This window comes from Pseudomonas sp. (assembly GCF_051660785.1).
In the GTDB taxonomy this organism is placed as follows: Bacteria; Pseudomonadota; Gammaproteobacteria; order Pseudomonadales; family Pseudomonadaceae; genus Aquipseudomonas.
On the sequence record NZ_JBOFQE010000111.1, the window covers coordinates 1 to 20,172 of the forward strand.

Here is a 20,172-nt window from a genome sequence, read left to right on the forward strand (position 1 = left end):
GGCTTGCTGGCGATCCTGCGCCGCGGTGTGTCAGGCATACCGCATCGCCTGGATCGCCAGCAAGCCGGCTCCTACAAGGATCGCGTTTCAAACCCCAGGTTTGATTCGATCCGCCGGCCGCCGTACTCCGGCAACAATCTTATCCACAGCCTTGGTCGCCGCGACCATGCCAAACGTTGCGGTGACCATCATCACCGCGCCAAACCCGCCGGCGCAGTCGAGCTTCACGCCATCGCCGACAAAACTCTTCTGCAAACAAATGCTGCCATCCGGCTTCGGGTAGCGCAGTTGTTCGGTCGAAAACACGCATGGCACGCTGTAATGACGGGTCACGGTGCGCGAGAAGCCGTAATCACGGCGCAGGGTCGAGCGCACTTTCGAGGCCAACGGATCATTGAAGGTCCGGTTCAGGTCGCAGACCTGAATCAGCGTCGGGTCAATTTGCCCGCCCGCCCCGCCGGTGGTGATGATCTGAATCTTGCGGCGTTTACACCAGGCAATCAGCGCCGCTTTCGCATTCACGCTGTCGATGCAATCGATCACGCAGTCGATGTTCGGCGTGATGTATTCAGCCATGGTCTCGCGCGTCACGAAATCCGCCACGGCGTGCACTGTGCAGTCCGGGTTGATCCCACGTAAACGCTCGGCCATCACCTCGACCTTGGGTTTGCCGACGGTGCTGTCCAGCGCGTGCAACTGACGATTGGCATTGCTGACGCAGACATCGTCCAGGTCAAACAGCGAAATCTCGCCCACGCCACAGCGGGCGATGGCTTCCGCCGCCCAGGAACCCACGCCACCAACGCCGACGATGGCCACATGGGCTGCGCGCAGGCGCTCCAGGCCGTCGATGCCATACAAACGGGCGATGCCTGCAAACCGCGGATCTTCTGTACTCATGACCAATACCCCAAAAACCGGCGCGCATTATAGGGCTACACGGCCACAAGATCTAAGTTACCGCGACAAGTGAAAGAACTTATGCGAAACGGGATTGCCAAACGTAGGGCATTTCCCTGCCAGCTATACGCTCAAGGAATGCCCGGTGTAGGATGCGCGCCCCTTGGCACACGCCGACCGGTCCTTCGTTCCACAGCCTTTGGAACCTGAAATAACTATGTCATCGCGTAAATTTGGACTCAACCTGGTCGTGGTGCTCGCCATCGCAGCCTTGTTTACCGGCTTCTGGGCGCTGATCAATCGCCCGGTTACCGCTCCCAACTGGCCCGAACAGATCTCCGGCTTTTCATACTCGCCGTTCCAGCAGGGTCAGTACCCACAAAAAGAGCAGTACCCGACCGACGATGAAATGCGTCGCGACCTGGAGATCATGAGCAAGCTGACGGACAACATCCGTACTTACTCGGTCGACGGTTCCCTGGGAGACATTCCCAAACTGGCGGAAGAATTCGGTCTGCGGGTCACCCTCGGTATCTGGATCAGCCCGGACGAAGAGCGCAACGAGCGTGAGATCCTGCGCGCCATCGAACTCGCCAACACCTCCCGCAGTGTGGTTCGCGTGGTGGTAGGCAACGAGGCGATCTTCCGTAAGGAAATTACCGCCGCGGAACTCAGCATCATTCTGGATCGCGTTCGCGCGGCGGTGAAAGTGCCGGTGACCACGTCCGAGCAATGGCACGTCTGGGAAGAGAATCCGAGCCTGGCCAAGCACGTCGACCTGATCGCTGCCCACGTCCTGCCGTACTGGGAACATGTGCCGATGGAGCAATCCGGGCAGTTCGTACTCGACCGTGCCCGCGACCTGAAAAAGATGTTCCCGAAAAAGCCGCTGCTGCTGTCGGAAGTCGGCTGGCCGAGCAACGGCCGCATGCGCGGTGGCGCCGATGCATCGCCAGCGGACCAGGCGATTTACCTGCGCACGCTGGTCAACAAGCTCAACCGCCAGGGTTTCAACTACTTCGTGATCGAAGCGTTTGACCAACCGTGGAAGGCCAGCGACGAAGGTTCGGTGGGCGCTTACTGGGGTGTTTTCAACGCGGCGCGCCAGCAGAAATTCAACTTCGAAGGCCCGGTCGTTGCGATCCCGCAATGGCGCGTGCTGGCGGTCGGCTCGGTGGTGCTCGCGCTGCTGTCCCTGACCCTGCTGATGATCGACGGCTCGGCCCTGCGTCAACGCGGCCGTACCTTCCTGACCTTTATCGCCTTCCTCTGCGGATCGGTATTGGTGTGGATCGGCTACGACTACAGCCTGCAATACAGCACCTGGTTCAGCCTGACGGTCGGGGGCCTGCTCGCCCTCGGCGCACTCGGGGTCTTTATCGTGCTGCTGACCGAGGCGCATGAACTGGCCGAAGCGGTCTGGACCCACAAGCGCCGGCGTGAATTCCTGCCTGTGGTCGGCGAATCGGACTACCGACCGAAGGTCTCGATTCACGTCCCTTGCTACAACGAGCCGCCGGAGATGGTCAAACAGACCCTCAACGCCCTGGCCAACCTCGACTATCCGGACTTCGAAGTCCTGATCATCGACAACAACACCAAGGACCCGGCGGTCTGGGAACCAGTGCGCGATTACTGCGAAACCCTCGGCCCGCGCTTCAAGTTCTTCCACGTCGCACCCTTGGCCGGTTTCAAGGGCGGCGCGCTGAATTACCTGATTCCGCACACCGCCAAGGATGCTGAAGTGATTGCGGTGATCGACTCGGACTACTGCGTCGACCCGAACTGGCTCAAGCACATGGTGCCGCACTTCGCCGACCCGAAAATCGCGGTAGTGCAGTCGCCGCAGGATTATCGCGACCAGAACGAAAGCACCTTCAAAAAGCTGTGCTACGCGGAATACAAAGGCTTCTTCCACATCGGCATGGTCACCCGCAACGACCGTGACGCGATTATCCAGCACGGCACCATGACCATGACCCGCCGTTCGGTGCTCGAGGAACTGGGCTGGGCTGACTGGTGCATCTGTGAAGACGCCGAGTTGGGCCTGCGAGTGTTCGAAAAAGGCTTGTCGGCGGCGTATTACCACACCAGCTACGGCAAAGGCCTGATGCCCGATACCTTTATCGACTTCAAGAAGCAGCGTTTCCGCTGGGCCTATGGCGCGATTCAGATCATCAAGCGTCACACCACCAGCCTGTTGCGCGGCAAGGGCACCGAGCTGACCCGTGGCCAGCGTTACCACTTCCTCGCGGGCTGGTTGCCGTGGGTCGCGGACGGCATGAACATCTTCTTCACCGTTGGCGCCCTGTTGTGGTCGGCGGCGATGATCATCGTGCCGCAGCGGGTCGATCCGCCGCTGCTGATTTTCGCGATCCCGCCATTGGCGCTGTTCGTGTTCAAGGTGGGCAAGATCATCTTCCTCTACCGTCGTGCGGTCGGGGTCAACCTCAAGGATGCATTCTGCGCGGCACTGGCCGGGCTGGCGTTGTCGCACACCATCGCCAAAGCGGTGCTGTACGGCTTCTTCACCAGCAGCATTCCGTTTTTCCGCACACCGAAGAACGCCGATAACCACGGCTTCTGGGTGGCGATTTCGGAGGCGCGCGAAGAAGTGTTCATCATGTTGCTGTTGTGGGGTGCGGCACTGGGGATTTACCTGGTGAACGGCATGCCGAGCAACGACATGCGTTTCTGGGTGACCATGTTGCTGGTGCAGTCGCTGCCGTATCTGGCAGCGCTGATCATGGCGTTCCTGTCTTCGCTGCCGAAACCGGCGGTCGCGACAGAGACGGCGCCGGCAGTCTAAATCTTTGCAGATGCACTAAACGGCGGCCAATGGCCGCCGTTTTGCTTTAAGATAACCGCCATTTTGCGGGGCTTGGCGTGATATCCATCCCTGTGGGAACCAGCCTGCTGGCGATGGTAATGTCACAATCACCCTTTATGTTGACTGCCACACCGCTATCGCCAGCAGGCTGGCTCCCACATTTAGTCCGCGCCCAAATTCATGATTCCGGAGTTTTCCATGACGGCCCACGCCGACCTTTCGCCGACCCTTCAACTCGCCATCGACCTGATCCGCCGTCCGTCCGTGACGCCGGTCGACGCCGATTGCCAGAAGCAGATGATGCAGCGCCTGGGCAATGCCGGTTTCACCCTGGAACCGATGCGCATCGAAGATGTGGATAACTTCTGGGCCACCCACGGCAAACACGACGGACCGGTGCTGTGCTTCGCCGGTCACACCGACGTGGTGCCGACCGGCCCGGTGTCCGCCTGGCAGATCGACCCGTTCAACGCGCTGATCGACGAACACGGCATGCTCTGCGGCCGTGGCGCGGCCGACATGAAAGGCAGCCTCGCATCGATGACTGTAGCGGCCGAGCGCTTCGTCGCCGACTACCCGGACCACAAGGGCAAGGTCGCTTTCCTGATCACCAGCGACGAAGAAGGCCCGGCTCACCACGGCACCAAGGCTGTGGTCGAACGCCTAGCCGCCCGCAAGGAGCGTCTGGACTGGTGCATCGTCGGCGAACCGTCGAGCACCACGCTGGTGGGTGACGTGGTCAAGAACGGCCGTCGCGGCTCCCTGGGCGCCAAGCTGACCGTGCGCGGTGTGCAGGGTCACGTGGCGTATCCGCATCTCGCGAAGAACCCGATCCACCTCGCCGCCCCGGCCCTGGCCGAACTGGCTGCCGAGCACTGGGACCACGGCAACGATTTCTTCCCGCCGACCAGTTTCCAGATTTCCAACGTGAATTCCGGCACCGGCGCGACCAACGTGATCCCGGGTGACCTGGTGGCGGTGTTCAACTTCCGCTTCTCCACCGAATCCACCGTCGAAGGCCTGCAAAAGCGCGTCGCCGACATCCTCGACAAGCACAATCTTGACTGGCACATCGACTGGGCGCTGTCCGGCCTGCCTTTCCTGACCGAGCCAGGTGCGTTGCTGGATGCCGTGGCGTCGAGCATCAAGGACATCACCGGCCGTGAAACCAAGGCCTCCACCAGCGGTGGCACTTCCGACGGCCGCTTCATTGCGACCATGGGCACGCAAGTGGTTGAACTGGGCCCGGTCAACGCGACGATCCACCAGGTCAACGAGCGTGTACTCGCTGCCGATCTCGACGTGCTGACCGAAATCTATTACCAGACCCTGATCAAGTTGCTCGCCTGATGCTCGCCTGCCCGATCTGCAGCGAACCGCTGAACGCGGTGGACAACGGCGTGGCCTGCCCCGCCGGGCATCGTTTCGACCGTGCGCGGCAGGGTTACCTGAACCTGCTGCCGGTGCAGCACAAGAACAGCCGCGACCCTGGGGATAACCTTGCCATGGTCGAAGCCCGTCGCGATTTCCTGAACGCCGGCCATTACGCGCCGGTGGCCAAGCGTCTGGCGGAGCTGGCTGCTGAATATGCACCGCAGCGCTGGCTGGACATCGGTTGCGGTGAGGGTTACTACACCGCGCAAATCGCCGAGGCCTTGCCGAACGCTGACGGGTACGCCCTGGACATCTCCCGGGAAGCGGTCAAACGCGCCTGCAAACGCAACCCGCAGCTGACGTGGTTAATCGCCAGCATGGCCCGGGTGCCGTTGGCCTCGGGTAGCTGCCAGTTTCTCGCCAGCGTCTTCAGTCCGCTGGACTGGGAGGAAGCCAAGCGTTTGCTGAGCTCCGGTGGCGGCCTGATGAAAGTCGGACCGACCAGCGGCCATCTGATGGAATTGCGCGAGCGGCTGTACGACGAAGTGCGCGAGTACACCGACGACAAGCATCTGGCGTTGGTACCGGAAGGCATGGCACTGCAACACAGCGAAACCCTGGAATTCAAACTGACGCTTTCAAAGGGTCAGGATCGCGCCAACTTGTTGGCCATGACACCCCACGGCTGGCGCGCCAGTGCTGAACGCCGCACGGCGGTCATCGAACAGGCCGAGCCGTTCGAGGTCACCGTGTCGATGCGCTACGATTATTTCGTACTTCAATAATTTTTGGTTTCGAGCAATGGCTCGAGGCCGGCTAAATCCGCGAATGGATTTTTCAGACCCGCAGTGAGGACATCCATGCGCCAACCCGATATCGAGATTTACCTGAAAGACGCCGACGTCGACTACAAGGCCATCGCCGCCTGGCTCGGCACTGCGTTAGGCCCTTGCACCGACTGGGTCCAGAAAGGCCAGACCTTCAAGTGCAAGGCCGGCAACGTGCCCGTCACCTGGCTACCGAAGGCCGTGGGCAAATGGAACAGCCTGTATCTGGAGAGTGATCAAACCCCGTGGGACGACGACATCGCCTGCGCCCGTGCAGCTTTTGCCGCGCTGAACGTCGAAGTGCGTTGCGCACCGGGTACTTGGGTCGAGGAAGAAGGTGAAGAAACAGCAGATCGCTGGATGCGCATCAGCGCGGATGGTGAAGAAGAGATCACCTGGAAAACTGCTTAAAACCAGCACACAAAACCTGTGGGAGCGAGCCTGCTCGCGATGAGGCCCTGTCAGTCAACATCAGTGTTGAATGTCAGTCAGTCATCGCGAGCAGGCTCGCTCCCACAGTGGTTTTAGGTGATCTGAAGATCGGGTTTACAAGCCCACTACATCTTCGGCCTGCAACCCCTTCTCCCCCGTCACCACGGCGTATTCAACCTGCTGACCTTCAGCCAGCGAACGGTGCCCCTCGCCACGAATAGCGCGGTAATGCACGAACACGTCCACCCCGTCCTCGCGCTGAATAAAGCCGTAGCCCTTGGCGTCGTTGAACCACTTCACATTGCCGGTTTCACGTGTTGCCATCTGTTCATACTCCTTTCTTATTATTGATCGGGCTTTTCGCAGGGAAGCCTCGGGAACATTGCTTGCACTGATAGGTGCCACTGTCTGGCCAGTGCGGGCACGCCGAGTATATGACAGGCAACAAAACTCTCAACAGGAGTTTACTTCACCGCTTTTTTGCCGATTTTCGATGAATCCGGCACACTATCGGCCGCCCGAGCAAACGCTCGGTTTCAATCACTCACGCAGAAGCCGTATGACCCGTTCCCCGCTCCGCCGTCTTGTGTTTGGCACCCTGCGCCGACTGCTCTATCTCTGGGTTCGCTCGGAGACGATCAATCAGTCGTCGTTCACCCTCAACCTCGACCGCAGTCGTCCGGTGTTCTACGTCCTGCAAAACCCTTCGCTGACCGACCTTGCCGTAGTCGACACCGAATGCACCAAGGCCGGTCTGCCGCGCCCGGTGTTACCGGTGTCTGTAGGCAATCTGCTGGAGCCTGCCGCATTCTTCTACCTGACGCCGGAGCCCGACTGGCTCGGTCGTCAGGACAAGCGCGGCGCGCCGCCGACCCTGACCCGTCTGGTCAGCGCCCTGAGCCAGAACGCCGTCGAAGACGCGCAGATCATTCCCGTCAGCGTGTTCTGGGGGCAGTCGCCGGACAGCGAATCGAGCCCGTGGAAACTGCTCTTCGCCGACAGCTGGGCGGTCACCGGGCGTCTGCGTCGCTTGTTGAGCATCATCGTGCTCGGGCGCAAAACCCGCGTGCAGTTCTCGGCGCCGATCCACTTGCGCGAGCTGATCGAGCACGACAAAGGCCACGAGCGCACCGTGCGCATGGCACAGCGGATCCTGCGGGTCCACTTCCGCAACCTCAAAGCCGCCGTCATCGGCCCGGACATTTCCCACCGTCGCAACCTGGTCAAGGGCCTGCTCAATCAGCCGCTGGTCAAGCAAGCGATCCTCGACGAAGCCGAGCGCGAAAACATCTCCCCGGAGAAGGCCAAGGCCCAGGCCCTGCGCTATGGCAACGAGATCGCCTCCGACTACACCTACACCGCGATCCGCTTTATGGAAGTGGTGCTGAGCTGGTTCTGGAACAAGATCTACGACGGCATCAAGGTCAACAACATCGAAGGCGTGCAGAAGGTCGCCCCGGGTTACGAAGTGATCTATGTGCCGTGCCACCGCAGCCATATCGACTACCTGCTGCTGTCCTATCTGCTGTTTCGCAACGGCCTGACCCCGCCCCACATCGCCGCCGGGATCAACCTCAACATGCCGGGCATCGGCGGCCTGCTGCGTCGCGGCGGTGCGTTCTTCATGCGCCGTACCTTCAAGGGCAACCCGCTGTACACCTCGGTGTTCAACGAATACCTGCACACCTTGTTCACCAAAGGTTTCCCGGTCGAGTACTTCGTCGAGGGCGGGCGCTCACGCACCGGGCGCATGCTGCAACCGAAAACCGGGATGCTGGCAATTACCCTGCGCAGCTTCCTGCGTTCATCGCGCATGCCCATCGTGTTCATCCCGGTGTACATCGGTTATGAGCGTGTACTGGAAGGCCGGACTTATCTCGGTGAACTGCGCGGCGCGAGCAAGAAGAAAGAATCGATCTTCGACATTTTCAAAGTGATCGGCGCGCTCAAGCAACGCTTCGGCCAGGTCGCAGTGAACTTCGGTGAGCCGATCAAACTGGCGGAGTTCCTCGACAGCGAACAGCCCGACTGGCGCAAACAGGAACTCGGCCCGCAATTCAAACCGGCGTGGCTCAACGAAACCACCAACCGTTTGGGCGAGAAAGTCGCGCAACACCTCAACGAAGCAGCAGCGATCAACCCGGTGAATCTGGTGGCGCTGGCCTTGCTGTCCACCACCCGGCTGGCGCTGGATGATCGGGCCATGGCACGGGTGCTGGATTTGTACCTGGCACTGTTGCGCAAGGTTCCCTACTCGCCGCACACCACGCTGCCCGAAGGTGATGGCCGGGCGCTGATCGAGCATGTGAAGGACATGGACCTGCTGTCCGAACAGAGTGATGCCCTGGGCAAGATTCTGTACCTGGATGAGCAGAACGCTGTCCTCATGACTTACTACCGCAACAACGTGCTGCACATCTTCGCCTTGCCGGCGCTGCTGGCGAGTTTCTTCCAGAGCGCCTCGCGCATGAGCCGCGAACAGATCCTGCGCTACACCCGGGCGCTGTATCCATACCTGCAGTCGGAACTGTTCATTCGCTGGACGCTGGACGAGCTGGATGGCGTGATCGATCAGTGGCTCGAAGCGTTCGTCGAGCAAGGTCTGTTGCGTTTCGAGAACGACGTTTACCTGCGTCCGGCGCCAAGCTCGCGGCATTTTGTGTTGCTGACTTTGTTGTCGAAGAGCATCGCTCAAACGCTGCAACGCTTCTACATGACCGTGTCATTGCTACTCAACAGCGGCCAGAACAGCATCAGCGCCGAAGAGCTGGAAGACCTGTGCACGGTCATGGCTCAGCGCCTGTCGATCCTGCACGGGCTAAACGCCCCGGAGTTCTTCGACAAGAGCCTGTTCCGCCATTTCATACAAACCATGCTGGATCTCGATGTGCTCAAGCGTGACGAGGCCGGCAAGTTGAGTTATCACGAACTGCTGGGTGAACTGGCCGAAGGTGCGGCCAAACGCGTGTTGCCGGCGGAGATTCGTTTGTCGATCCGTCAGGTGGCGTTGCACCGCAGTGAAGATGCGGCGGATCAGGTCGGCGTGCAGCCTCAGACTTGATGCAATACCTGTGGGAGCGAGCAAGCCCCGCTCCCACCTCAATCGGAACTCTGCGATGAAAAAACTCACTCTATTAGCCATGACCGCGTTGCTGGGAGCCTGTCAGTCGATGCAACCTGGTGCGAAAACCAGCCTCGATGGCGAAGTGTTCTACCTGCAACGCATCGCCCTGCCGCCGAGCGCCATCCTGAGCGTCAGCCTGCAGGACGTGTCCCTCGCCGACGCGCCTGCGGTTGTCCTCGACGAACAGGAAGGTCCGGTCAAAGGCCAGGTGCCGCTGCCGTTTCATCTGAGTTACGATCCGGCCCAGGTCAAACCCGGCCATCGCTATTCGGTCAGCGCACGTATCGAAGTCGACGGCAAACTGATGTTCATCACCACCGAACACCACCCCGTACAGCTTGATGGCAGCGATCCGCAGCCACTGAAAATCCGCGTCGACGCCGTCCGCTAATTGCCTCTTTCGAACAAGGAAGCCGCCATGCTCCGCCCTACCCTTCGCTTCGCCGGCCTCTGCGCAGGCTTGATGATCTCCGCCAGCGCGATGGCGCTGTCGCTCAGTGACCTGTCGCAAAAAGACGCCACCGGCGGCCTCAAGGATGCCCTGACCCAAGGCGCGCAACTGGCCGTCAAACAACTCGGTACTCCGGGCGGTTTCAGCAACAACCCGGACGTGAAAATCGAACTGCCGGGCAAACTGGGCAAAGTCGCCAGCAAAATGAAACAGTTCGGCATGGGTGATCAAGTCACTCAGCTGGAAACCAGCATGAACAAAGCCGCCGAAACCGCTGTGACCCAGGCCCAGCCAATCCTGGTGGACGCGGTCAAGAAGATGAGCGTCGAGGATGCCAAAGGAATTCTCAGCGGCGGCAATGACTCGGCCACCCAGTACCTGAGCAAAACCAGCCGCGAACAGATCCGCGCCAAGTTCCTGCCGATCGTCAAGCAAGCCACCGACCAGGTCGGCCTGGCCAAGCAATACAACACGTTCGCGGGCCAGGCAGCGACCATGGGTGTGCTGGATGCCAAGAACGCCAACATCGAAAGCTACGTGACCGAGCAGGCGCTGAACGGATTGTTCGAGATGATCGGCAAACAGGAAGAAACCATCCGCCAGAACCCGGCGGCTGCGGCGACGAGTCTGGCGAAGAAAGTTTTCGGTACGCTCTAAGCCTTAACACCGATCATGTGGGAGTGGGCTTGCCCGCTCCCACAAAAGATCAGATCGCCGATGCGGCACGCAGAAAGAACACCCACTCACGCCCCATCTTTCTCTTCTCAAACACATTCAACTCCACCAGCCCGTTCAACGTGGCTGAGGCGGTGTTGTATGAGCAGTCCAGATTCTCTTTCACATTGACCGCCGTGAACTCTTTGGCCATCCCACTCTTGGCCACTTGATAAACGGCACGCTGCTTCTCGGTCAGTCGATCGAAAAATCCGGACTCTGCCAGCCAGCGATCAAAGCGTTCCGTATACGCCAGACTTTTCCGATAAGCCTCGGTAAAACCACTGACAGCTCGCAGAATCACCGAACACTGAAAGTCGATGAAATAAGTCAGGTCCAGATCATCCGCCTCGGTATTCAAATAGGATCGCCCGTATTTCACAGGCGCATTGCGCAGCAAGATGCTGATCGCTATATAGCGGAATGCAGAAAAATCATTCTTGAACATGAGCCAGTAGAACAGCGCCCGCGCGACCCGGCCGTTGCCGTCACGGAAGGGATGCTCATAACCCAGGGCAAAATGCAGCGCGATGCCTTTGATCATCGGATGCAGATAATCCGCCTGCTCGGGATCGTGGTGTGACTGGTTGATCCATTCCGACAATGTCCGCAATCGCGAAACCAGACCCACGGCAGGTGGCGGCGTATGAACGGTATTGCCCTGCCCGTCCTGCACCACCACATCGTCGTTGGCCCTGAATTCACCGGGTGAATACTGTGCATCGTCAATCCCCTCGACACCAACGCGATGCATCGCCGTTATCAGCTGGACGCTCAGGGGTTCGTAGCGCTGTTCCCAGGCGAAATTCATCATCTTGTAATTCCCCACCACCATTCGCTCATCCGGTGTGCGCGGCAACCTTTTGCGCTTAAGCATGTCCTTGGCCACTCGCGTGGTGGTAGCCGCACCTTCGAGCTGACTGCTGCTGATGGCTTCGTCTTCGATCAGGTCGTTGAGCAAATAGCTGAAATGCGCATGCTCACCGATCCGGCTGGTCATGTACTCCAGCGCAGCTGTCGTGGCTTGTCGGTCTACCGCCGAAATAGCTTTTTGCGCCAACGGGGTCAGCACGAAGTTGCTCCACTGAACGGGATCACCCAATGGCAGAAGACTTGAATATTGAGCGGTCCGGGCTTTCTTCACCAACGCCCAGCACAGACTCGAGTCCATTCCTGGCGGCCAGCGATAGCGCAATTCGTCGAATGAAAGGTAGCGCCCCTGATCATCCAGCGGCTTGAGTAAGACGAGATAATCCGCAAGGCGCTCTTTGTGAGGCGACTGCGCCAACAGATCAAACACCGGGTCCGGACGTCCCGTGAACAAGGGTGGTTTTTTCACTATTGCTGTCTCAAAAGCTCATTAAACTGAGCCTCGAGTACAGCATTAGGACCTCTCTGACTCAATATCAGAGAGATCCGAGATTGTTGTAGGAAGTCAGACCGACTCTTTCTTGATCCTGAACCACGCCGCATACAACGCTGGCAAAAACAGCAGCGTCAACGCCGTCGCCACGATTAGCCCGCCCATGATCGCCACCGCCATTGGCCCGAAGAACACGCTGCGGGACAACGGGATCATTGCCAGCACCGCCGCGAGCGCCGTTAACACGATAGGTCGGAAGCGCCGCACCGTGGCTTCGATAATCGCTTGCCACGGCTTGAGCCCGGCGGCGATGTCCTGCTCGATCTGGTCCACCAGAATCACCGAGTTACGCATGATCATCCCGGACAACGCGATGGTCCCGAGCATCGCCACAAAACCGAACGGCTGACGGAACACCATCAAAAACAGCGTCACCCCGATCAAGCCCAGCGGCGCGGTCAGGAACACCATTACCGTGCGCGAGAAGCTGCGCAATTGCAGCATCAGCAAGGTCAGCACCACTACGATGAACAGCGGCACGCCGGCCTTCACCGAGTTCTGGCCACGGGCGGAGTCTTCCACGGTGCCGCCGACGTCCAGCAAGTAACCGTCCGGCAATTCGGCGCGGATCGGGTCGAGGGTCGGCATGATTTGTTGCACCAGCGTCGCCGGTTGTTCCTTGCCGTAGATGTCGGCGCGGATCGTCACGTTCGGCAGGCGGTTGCGGTGCCAGATGATGCCTTCTTCGAAGCCGTATTCCAGCGTTGCGATTTGCGACAGCGCCACGCTGCGACCGTTGTCGGTCGGCACCGCCAGACTCGGCAGCAACGACAGTTCGGTGCGCTCATGCAAAGTGCCGCGCAGCAGGATTTCGATCAACTCGTTGTCTTCGCGGTACTGGCTGACACTGGAACCGGTCAGTGAGCTTTGCAGGAACTTCGACAGGTTCGCCGTGCTGACACCCAGCGCCCGGGCGCGGTCCTGATCAACGTTCAAATAGACAACTTTGCTCGGCTCTTCCCAGTCCAGATGCACGTTCACCACGTGCGGGTTCTCGCGAACCTTGGCCGCCACTTTACGGGCCAATGCGCGGACTTCTTCAATGTGCTCACCGGTCACCCGGAACTGCACGGGATAGCCAACCGGCGGACCATTTTCAAGACGTGTGACACGCGAGCGCAGGGCCGGGAACTGTTCGTTGAGGGTTTCGATCAGCCAGGTGCGCAGGGTTTCGCGCTCCTCGATGGTCTTGGCCAGGACCACGAACTGGGCGAAGCTCGCCGCCGGCAATTGCTGGTCCAGCGGCAGGTAGAAACGTGGCGAACCGGTGCCGACGTAGGCCACGTAGTTGTCGATGCCGGCGTGATCTTTCAGCAAGGCTTCAAGGCGTTTGACCTCATCGGCGGTGTTGCTCAGGGACGCGCCCTCAGCGAGTTTCAGATCGACCATCAACTCCAGTCGACCCGAGGCCGGGAAGAATTGTTGCGGCACAAAGCGAAACAGCACGATGGAGCCAATGAACAGCACCACGGTCAGCACGATGACGGTTTTACGCCAGCGCACGCACCACTCCACCAAGCGCCTGACGCGCTGATAGAACGGCGTGCCGTAAGGATCGGGCTGTCCCGTGCCATGCTTGGCGGCATGAATCTTCGCCAGGTCCGGCAGGAGTTTTTCCCCCAGGTACGGCACGAAAACCACCGCCGCAATCCACGAGGCCAGCAACGCGATGGTGACCACCTGGAAGATCGATCGCGTGTATTCGCCAGTGCCCGACTGCGCGGTGGCAATTGGCAAGAAACCGGCAGCGGTGATCAGGGTGCCGGTGAGCATCGGGAACGCGGTGCTGGTCCAGGCGTAACTGGCGGCCTTGATGCGGTCGAAGCCCTGCTCCATTTTGATCGCCATCATTTCCACGGCGATGATCGCGTCGTCCACCAACAAGCCCAGCGCCAAAACCAACGCGCCGAGGGAAATCTTGTGCAGGCCGATGCCGAGGTAATACATGCAGGCGAAAGTCATCGCCAACACCAGCGGAATCGCCAGCGCCACCACCATACCGGTGCGCACGCCGAGGGAGAAAAAGCTCACCAGCAACACAATCGCCAGGGCTTCCACCAACACTTGAACGAACTCGCCGACACCGGTTTTCACCGCCGCCGGTTGATCGGACACCTTGCGCAGCTGCATGCCGGCAGGGAGGTTTTTCTGGATGCGGTCGAACTCGATTTCCAGCGCCTTGCCCAGCACCAGAATGTCGCCACCGTCCTTCATCGCCACCGCCAGGCCGATGGCGTTTTCCGCCATGAAGCGCATGCGCGGTGCCGGTGGATCGTTAAAGCCGCGACGCACATCTGCCACATCGGAAATACGGAAGTTGCGATCACCGACGCGGATCGGGAAGTTCTTGATCTCGTCGACTGTCTGAAAATTCCCCGACACCCGTAGCTGCAATCGCTCGCTGGTGGTCTCGAAGAACCCGGCCGTGGACACCGCGTTCTGTTCTTCGAGGGCTTGCTGCACGGCGGCCAATGGCAAACCGAGCGTTGCGAGTTTGACGTTGGAGAGTTCGATCCAGATTTTCTCGTCCTGCAGCCCGAGCAGATCGACCTTGCCCACGTCCTTGACCCGTTGCAGCTGGATCTGGATGCGGTCGGCGTAATCCTTGAGCACCGCGTAATCAAAACCGTCGCCGGTCAGCGCATAGATATTGCCGAAAGTGGTGCCGAACTCATCGTTGAAAAACGGCCCCTGAATGCCCGGCGGCAAAGTGTGCCGAATGTCACTGATCTTTTTGCGCACCTGATACCACAACTCCGGTATCTGCACCGAATGCATGGAGTCGCGGGCAATGAAGGTCACCTGGGATTCGCCGGGGCGCGAGAACGAGACGATGCGCTCGTATTCGCCGGTTTCCATCAGCTTCTTTTCAATGCGTTCGGTGACCTGGCGCGAGACTTCCTGCGCCGTGGCGCCCGGCCAGTTGGTGCGGATCACCATGGCTTTGAAGGTGAACGGCGGGTCTTCGCTTTGACCGAGCTTGGTGTAGGAAAGCGCGCCGACGATGGCCAGCAAGAGCATCAGGAACAGTACGATCTGGCGATTGCGCAGCGCCCATTCGGAAAGATTGAAACCCATCGGGGATTACTCCTTGTCGGCCAGATTGACCACGCGGTTGGAGCGATCCACCGGGCGCACTTGCTGCCCTTCAAGCAGGACATGGACGCCAGCGGCCACCACCCAGTCGCTGGCATTCAGGCCTTCGAGCACCGGGACGGTTTTCTCGCCGAAGGCACCGACCCGAACCGGGGTTTTCTTCAAGGTGTTGTTGGCACTGACGACCCAGACGTAAGTCGCGCCGTTTTCCGCCGTCAGGGCCGACAGCGGCACAGACAGCGGTATCACGTCAGCGGTCTGGACGAATACCCGGGCGCTTTGGCCGAGTTCGGCCGGGACCTTGCCGCCGGTGAATGAGATTCGCGCAGCGAAGGTGCGGGATTTTGGATCGGCAGCGGGCGACAGTTCACGGATGCGCCCGGCGAAACGCTGATCGGGTTGGGTCCAGAGTTCGACCGACACCGGCTGACCGACCTTGAAGCGGCCGAAGCTCTGTTCCGGCAGGCTGATCAACACTTCACGCTCGCCATCGGTGGCGAGGGTAAACACGGTTTGCCCCGCCGCCACCACTTGCCCGACTTCCACCGCGCGCTTGGCCACCACGCCATCCTGCGGCGCACGCAGCACCGCGTAGCTGGCCTGATTGGTCGAGACGTTGAATTCGGCTTTGATTTGCTTGAGGCGCGCTTCACCGGATCGGTAAAGGTTTTCGGAGTTGTCATACTGCGAACGGCTGACCATCTGACGGTCCATCAGCGTCTTGTAGCGATCACGCTCGGCGCGCACCAGGCTCAGATTGGCTTCGGCGGCGGCCACCTGGGCACGGGTGGCTTCCAGTTGCAGGCGTACGTCCTGGGGATCGAGTTCGGCCAGAGGCTGATCGGCCTTGACCCGCTGCCCTTCTTCAACCAGCCGTCGGCTGACCTTGCCGCCAATGCGAAACGCCAGGTCCGGCTCATAACGAGCCCGCACTTCACCCGGATAACTTTCCATTGCCTGCGCCGAAGGTTCTGGCTGCACCACCATCGCGGGGCGGACAGTGGTTTTCGGCGCCTCTTCGTGGCCACACGCAGACAATAACAACGCCAGACTGACTGGCAACGCGAGGGGCAAGGCATAGCGGAACATGGTGAAGGACCTTTCGCTAATGGTGCTTGGAATAATTATACTGGCGAGTATGTTATTAATAGCAAACTCACCAGTCCAGTATTAAAAGCGAAGAATGTCGAACAATCTTTCAGCACCCAACGGTCCGGGCCGTCCCAAGGATCTGGCCAAGCGCCAGGCCATCCTCGATGCGGCGAAAATTCTGTTTCTGAGTAATGGTTACGCCAGCACCAGCATGGATGCCGTGGCGGCGGAAGCCGGTGTGTCAAAGCTGACCGTCTACAGCCATTTCAACGACAAGGAGACGCTGTTCTCCGCTGCCGTGATGGCCAAGTGCGAAGAGCAGTTGCCCACACTGTTTTTCGAGTTGCCGGACGGTGTTTCGGTAGAAACGGTGCTGCTGAATATCGCGCGCGGTTTTCATCAGCTGATCAACAGCGATGAATCGGTGAACCTGCATCGGCTGATGATGGCCTTGGGCAGCCAGGACCCGAAACTCTCGCTGATCTTCTTCGAAGCCGGGCCGCAACGCATGTTGCATGGCATGGAGCGATTGCTGGCCAAGGTTGATCAGAGCGGCGCGTTGAGCATCGACAAACCGCGCAATGCGGCCGAGCATTTCTTCTGCTTGCTCAAGGGCGCGGGGAATTTTCGCTTGCTGTATGGCTGCGGTGAGCCGGTGACGGGGGATGCGGCCGAAGAGCATGTGCGGGAAGTGGTGGGGTTGTTTATGCGGGCCTACAGGCCTGAGACAGCCTGATAGTTTTTGGTTGTCTGATCTGGTGCCATCGCGAGCAGGGCTCACTCCCACAAGGGTTAGCGCAGATCCTGTGGGAGCGAGCCTGCTCGCGATGGGGGCGACTCGGTCTCAGGGCTTGAGTGCTTTTTTCGGATAGATGTCATACCGACTGGATTTCCCGTCTAGCGCATGACTTGGCTTGGGCCCCGCAATGCAAGGCGCCTTGCGCGGTCGCTTGACCACCACCCGATGACTGGCCAGTGCCAATGCGGCTTCGAGCAGGGCTGGTGCATCCGGGTCATCACCGACCAATGGCCGAAACAGACGCATTTCCTTCTTCACCAACGCCGTTTTCTCACGGTGCGGAAACATCGGGTCGAGGTAAATCACCTGCGGCGGCTCCCCTTCCCAGTTGCGCATCACTTCGATCGAGTTGCCCTTGAGCAACTTCATCCGCGCCACAATCGGCGCAACGTCGAAATCTTCCGCACCCCGGGCCAGCCCATCCTCAAGCAACGCACCAATCAGCGGCTGACGCTCGATCAGGCTCATCTCGCAGCCCAGGCTCGCCAGCACGAACGCATCCTTGCCCAGCCCCGCCGTGGCATCCAGTACACGCGGACGCACGCCCTGCGCGATGCCAACCGCCTTGGCGATCATCTGCCCCGTGCCACCGCCGAACAACCGGCGATGCGCCGCGCCACCTTCGACGAAGTCCACCCGCACCGGCCCTGGTGCGTCCGGCCCGAGTTGTTGCAGTTGCAAACCCTGCTCGCCCACCTGCAGGGCAAACTCGCCGTCATCCACGTGCAACGGCAAGCCCAGGCGTTCGGCCCATTGCTCGGCTTGTGGCTGAAACGCCGGGGCCGAGGCCTCGACGTGGATGCGGCAGGCCGCAGGTTGCTCAATCATGGGAAAACACGCTCAAAAAATTAATGATCGGCAAAAACGGCCGATAACAAAACTAACGAGCATTTTGCCAGAGCTGAGCGTCGACCGAGAAAAATGTCAGGCATTCAATCCACATCCGTTGGCTACATTTCGCGTCATGGCGATTATGGTCTGCGAAATTCACAGGCACTGAGCGGCGTCAGTCACCTGTGGCAGGATTTTTTTGCCCAGGCCCTGGCCGAACAGTCGACCGATGTGGTGCCGGCGTGCGGGACTTTCCCACCGGTTGATCTTGAAAGCCCTGTCGAGCCTACCGTCGGCAGCGAGCTGCTTGCGCACATCGTTTCCCAGCGCGAATGCGATGTGAAAGAAACCGAAGTCAAGCCACCCGAGCCGCTGTTCCTGCCAATCGCCGAGTTCGAAATGGACCTGGCCGACAAACCTTTCCCGCCGTTCCCGGCCGAAGAAATCGTCGCGCAACAGAAACAACAAGACTTCGAAAGTGGCTGGGTGCGTCCGATCGTGCTCACCGCCGGCCAGCCTGTACCCGAAGCCGGCCCGGCGCCACAACCGCGCCCGCTGCGTTTGCCGATCGCTGAATTCGAAATGGACCTGCTGGACAAACCGTTCCCGCCGTTCTCCCCCGAAGAACTGGTGGAGCAACAGAAACAATTCGATTTCGATAACGGCTGGGCTCGCCCGATCGTGCTGCAGAACCTGCGCATCGCCGCCTGACCCTCAACAAAAATCCCTTAGCGACACACCCACCACGGCCCGACATCGACATGAAAGTGATTGCGATGGGCGGCGTTGTAGTCCGGGCTCAACACCACACTGAACAGACCACAGGCGCCATCGCGAACCTGGCGCAGAAACCGTGCGTCCTGATTATCCTTCGGCCAATCCTTGAGCACGCTGATGGCTCGACCGTCAGCCAGGCGGAAACCGGCAATGTCCAACGCATCGGCGCTGGCATGCTGGCTTCGCCGGCCGTTTTCGCGACCGTAGACGTTGCGACAGGCAAAGCTGCCGAGATGATCGACCCGGCTGACGGACTGTCCATACACCGCTTGCGCAGCGGGTTGCAGGGCATGGTGTTCGAACAGGGCAAACGAAACCGCCAGGCGACAACTGGCGAGGAAGCTGCTGCTGAGTGCGACATCGCCGCCCTGCACACGCAAGGTGTTGATCAACGGACACGTCGCGCCGGGGCTGTCGGCCTGATGTGCGACGCGTAAACCGGAGCTGCTCAACGCCTGATCACACAATTGTGGATCATCACGCAGGCTCATCAGTTTGTAGCGCGTCAAAAAATTCGGTTCGGCCTTCACGTCCAGCGGCGCCCAAGGGTTCCATTGGGGTGGCAGCGAGATCCAGCCGCGCCAGACGCCCACGCCCGCCGCACCGATGATCAACAGCATCAACAACAGCCACCACCGAAAACGCATCGTCAGCCTTTGAACAATTGATTAGCCTTGGCATACGGCATGGACCGCGACGTGAACCCGAAGGTGCCCGACGTCTTGATCTCTTCGGCGGCGCGGAAAAACTCGCCGTACGCCGCCAAGGCCAGCGCCGAACCGACGCTGATGCGTTTGACGCCCATTTCGCTCAACTGCTCGACCGTCAATTTGAGCCCACCGGACATCAACACGTTGACCGGTTTGTGTGCCACCGCACGGACCACTGCCAACACGTCTTCAGCGCTGCGCAGGCCCGGCGCGTACAACACGTCGGCACCCGCCTCGGCGAACGCCTGCAAACGGCGGATGGTATCGGCCAGGTCAGGATTACCGTGCAGAAAATTTTCGGCGCGGGCGGTCAACGTAAAAGGGAAAGGCAGGCTGCGCGCCGCTGCGACGGCGGCTTCAATGCGTGCCACGGCGTGTTCGAAGCAGTAGATCGGCGCGTCTTCACGGCCGGTGGCATCTTCGATCGATCCACCGACAGCACCCGCCGCCGCGGCCTGCAAGATACTTTTTGCGCATTCTGCGGGATCGTCAGCAAACCCGTTTTCCAGGTCCACCGCCACCGGCAAGTCGGTTGCCGCGACAATCGCGCGGACGTTCGCCAGCGTATCGTCCAACGTCAACCCGCCATCGGGGCGGGCGTTGGAAAAGGCGTAACCGGCACTGGTGGTCGCCAGCGCCTCGAAACCCAGGCTGGCGAGCATCTTCGCCGAGCCGGCGTCCCAAGGATTGGGAATGACAAAAGCGCCCTCGCGTTCGTGCAGTGCTTTGAACGCCAGGGCTCGAAGGGTTTGCGCATCCATTGGCAGGCTCCTGAAAGGGGGACGAATCCGC

General features: G+C 60.1%; 17 protein-coding genes. 9 read left to right on the forward strand and 8 right to left on the reverse strand.

The window, feature by feature from the left end; genetic code table 11:
• Positions 1 to 87: 87 nt before the first annotated feature.
• Positions 88 to 906, reverse strand: a complete 819-nt coding sequence (gene tcdA, locus ACRC4F_RS30230) for a tRNA cyclic N6-threonylcarbamoyladenosine(37) synthase TcdA (protein ID WP_438662596.1) — start codon at positions 904 to 906, stop codon at positions 88 to 90.
• Between the two features lie 211 nt (positions 907 to 1,117).
• Between tcdA and ACRC4F_RS30235 the strand changes: the two genes are divergently transcribed.
• The 4 genes from ACRC4F_RS30235 (at position 1,118) to ACRC4F_RS30250 (ending at position 6,342) form a co-directional block, all read left to right on the forward strand.
• Positions 1,118 to 3,709: a glycosyltransferase gene (locus tag ACRC4F_RS30235; protein WP_438662597.1), complete on the forward strand. Its 2,592-nt coding sequence runs from the start codon at positions 1,118 to 1,120 to the stop codon at positions 3,707 to 3,709.
• A 219-nt stretch (positions 3,710 to 3,928) separates the two neighbouring features.
• Positions 3,929 to 5,080 carry a succinyl-diaminopimelate desuccinylase gene (gene dapE / locus ACRC4F_RS30240; RefSeq protein ID WP_438662598.1) on the forward strand — a complete coding sequence of 384 codons (1,152 nt, stop codon included), beginning with the start codon at positions 3,929 to 3,931 and terminating at the stop codon, positions 5,078 to 5,080.
• On the forward strand, positions 5,080 to 5,889 hold the full coding sequence (locus ACRC4F_RS30245) for a putative RNA methyltransferase (protein ID WP_438662599.1): 810 nt from the start codon (positions 5,080 to 5,082) through the stop codon (positions 5,887 to 5,889). Before dapE ends, ACRC4F_RS30245 begins: the two co-directional genes overlap by 1 nt.
• A gap of 75 nt (positions 5,890 to 5,964) precedes the next feature.
• Positions 5,965 to 6,342: a hypothetical protein gene (locus ACRC4F_RS30250; RefSeq protein WP_438662600.1), complete on the forward strand. Its 378-nt coding sequence runs from the start codon at positions 5,965 to 5,967 to the stop codon at positions 6,340 to 6,342.
• Between the two features lie 135 nt (positions 6,343 to 6,477).
• On the opposite strand, the gene ACRC4F_RS30255 is transcribed toward ACRC4F_RS30250, so the two are convergent.
• Positions 6,478 to 6,687, reverse strand: coding sequence for a cold-shock protein (locus ACRC4F_RS30255; protein WP_010462862.1), 210 nt, complete (start codon positions 6,685 to 6,687; stop codon positions 6,478 to 6,480).
• A 235-nt stretch (positions 6,688 to 6,922) separates the two neighbouring features.
• Between ACRC4F_RS30255 and plsB the strand changes: the two genes are divergently transcribed.
• From plsB to ACRC4F_RS30270, 3 genes are read left to right on the forward strand one after another with little or no spacing between them, the layout of a single operon-like run.
• Positions 6,923 to 9,424, forward strand: a complete 2,502-nt coding sequence (plsB, locus tag ACRC4F_RS30260; protein ID WP_438662601.1) for a glycerol-3-phosphate 1-O-acyltransferase PlsB — start codon at positions 6,923 to 6,925, stop codon at positions 9,422 to 9,424.
• 55 nt (positions 9,425 to 9,479) lie between these two features.
• Complete coding sequence (locus ACRC4F_RS30265) at positions 9,480 to 9,878, forward strand: YbaY family lipoprotein (protein WP_438662602.1); 399 nt, start codon at positions 9,480 to 9,482, stop codon at positions 9,876 to 9,878.
• Positions 9,879 to 9,905: 27 nt separating this feature from the next.
• Positions 9,906 to 10,595: a DUF4197 domain-containing protein gene (locus tag ACRC4F_RS30270; protein WP_438662603.1), complete on the forward strand. Its 690-nt coding sequence runs from the start codon at positions 9,906 to 9,908 to the stop codon at positions 10,593 to 10,595.
• Positions 10,596 to 10,644: 49 nt separating this feature from the next.
• On the opposite strand, the gene ACRC4F_RS30275 is transcribed toward ACRC4F_RS30270, so the two are convergent.
• From ACRC4F_RS30275 to ACRC4F_RS30285, 3 genes are all read right to left on the reverse strand, one after another.
• Positions 10,645 to 11,991: a Fic family protein gene (locus ACRC4F_RS30275; protein ID WP_438662604.1), complete on the reverse strand. Its 1,347-nt coding sequence runs from the start codon at positions 11,989 to 11,991 to the stop codon at positions 10,645 to 10,647.
• 96 nt (positions 11,992 to 12,087) lie between these two features.
• Entirely contained in the window at positions 12,088 to 15,153 is a 3,066-nt protein-coding gene (locus ACRC4F_RS30280) for an efflux RND transporter permease subunit (protein WP_438662605.1), read from the reverse strand.
• A 6-nt stretch (positions 15,154 to 15,159) separates the two neighbouring features.
• Positions 15,160 to 16,260: an efflux RND transporter periplasmic adaptor subunit gene (locus ACRC4F_RS30285; protein ID WP_438662606.1), complete on the reverse strand. Its 1,101-nt coding sequence runs from the start codon at positions 16,258 to 16,260 to the stop codon at positions 15,160 to 15,162.
• Between the two features lie 94 nt (positions 16,261 to 16,354).
• Here ACRC4F_RS30285 and ACRC4F_RS30290 point away from each other — a divergent pair, with 94 nt between their 5' ends.
• A complete protein-coding gene (locus tag ACRC4F_RS30290; protein WP_438662607.1) occupies positions 16,355 to 16,999 on the forward strand; it encodes a TetR/AcrR family transcriptional regulator in 645 nt (214 codons plus the stop codon).
• A 108-nt stretch (positions 17,000 to 17,107) separates the two neighbouring features.
• Here the strand turns inward: ACRC4F_RS30290 and ACRC4F_RS30295 are convergent, their stop codons facing one another.
• Entirely contained in the window at positions 17,108 to 17,890 is a 783-nt protein-coding gene (locus tag ACRC4F_RS30295; protein ID WP_010462878.1) for a class I SAM-dependent methyltransferase, read from the reverse strand.
• Positions 17,891 to 17,983: 93 nt separating this feature from the next.
• Between ACRC4F_RS30295 and ACRC4F_RS30300 the strand changes: the two genes are divergently transcribed.
• Positions 17,984 to 18,604 (forward strand): energy transducer TonB, encoded by a 621-nt coding sequence (locus tag ACRC4F_RS30300; RefSeq protein ID WP_438662608.1) that lies wholly within the window; start codon positions 17,984 to 17,986, stop codon positions 18,602 to 18,604.
• A gap of 17 nt (positions 18,605 to 18,621) precedes the next feature.
• Here the strand turns inward: ACRC4F_RS30300 and ACRC4F_RS30305 are convergent, their stop codons facing one another.
• Together ACRC4F_RS30305 and ACRC4F_RS30310 are read right to left on the reverse strand one after the other, a co-directional pair.
• Complete coding sequence (locus tag ACRC4F_RS30305) at positions 18,622 to 19,317, reverse strand: extensin-like domain-containing protein (RefSeq protein ID WP_438662609.1); 696 nt, start codon at positions 19,315 to 19,317, stop codon at positions 18,622 to 18,624.
• A gap of 2 nt (positions 19,318 to 19,319) precedes the next feature.
• On the reverse strand, positions 19,320 to 20,141 hold the full coding sequence (locus ACRC4F_RS30310; RefSeq protein ID WP_438662610.1) for an isocitrate lyase/PEP mutase family protein: 822 nt from the start codon (positions 20,139 to 20,141) through the stop codon (positions 19,320 to 19,322).
• Between the last annotated feature and the right edge of the window lie 31 nt (positions 20,142 to 20,172).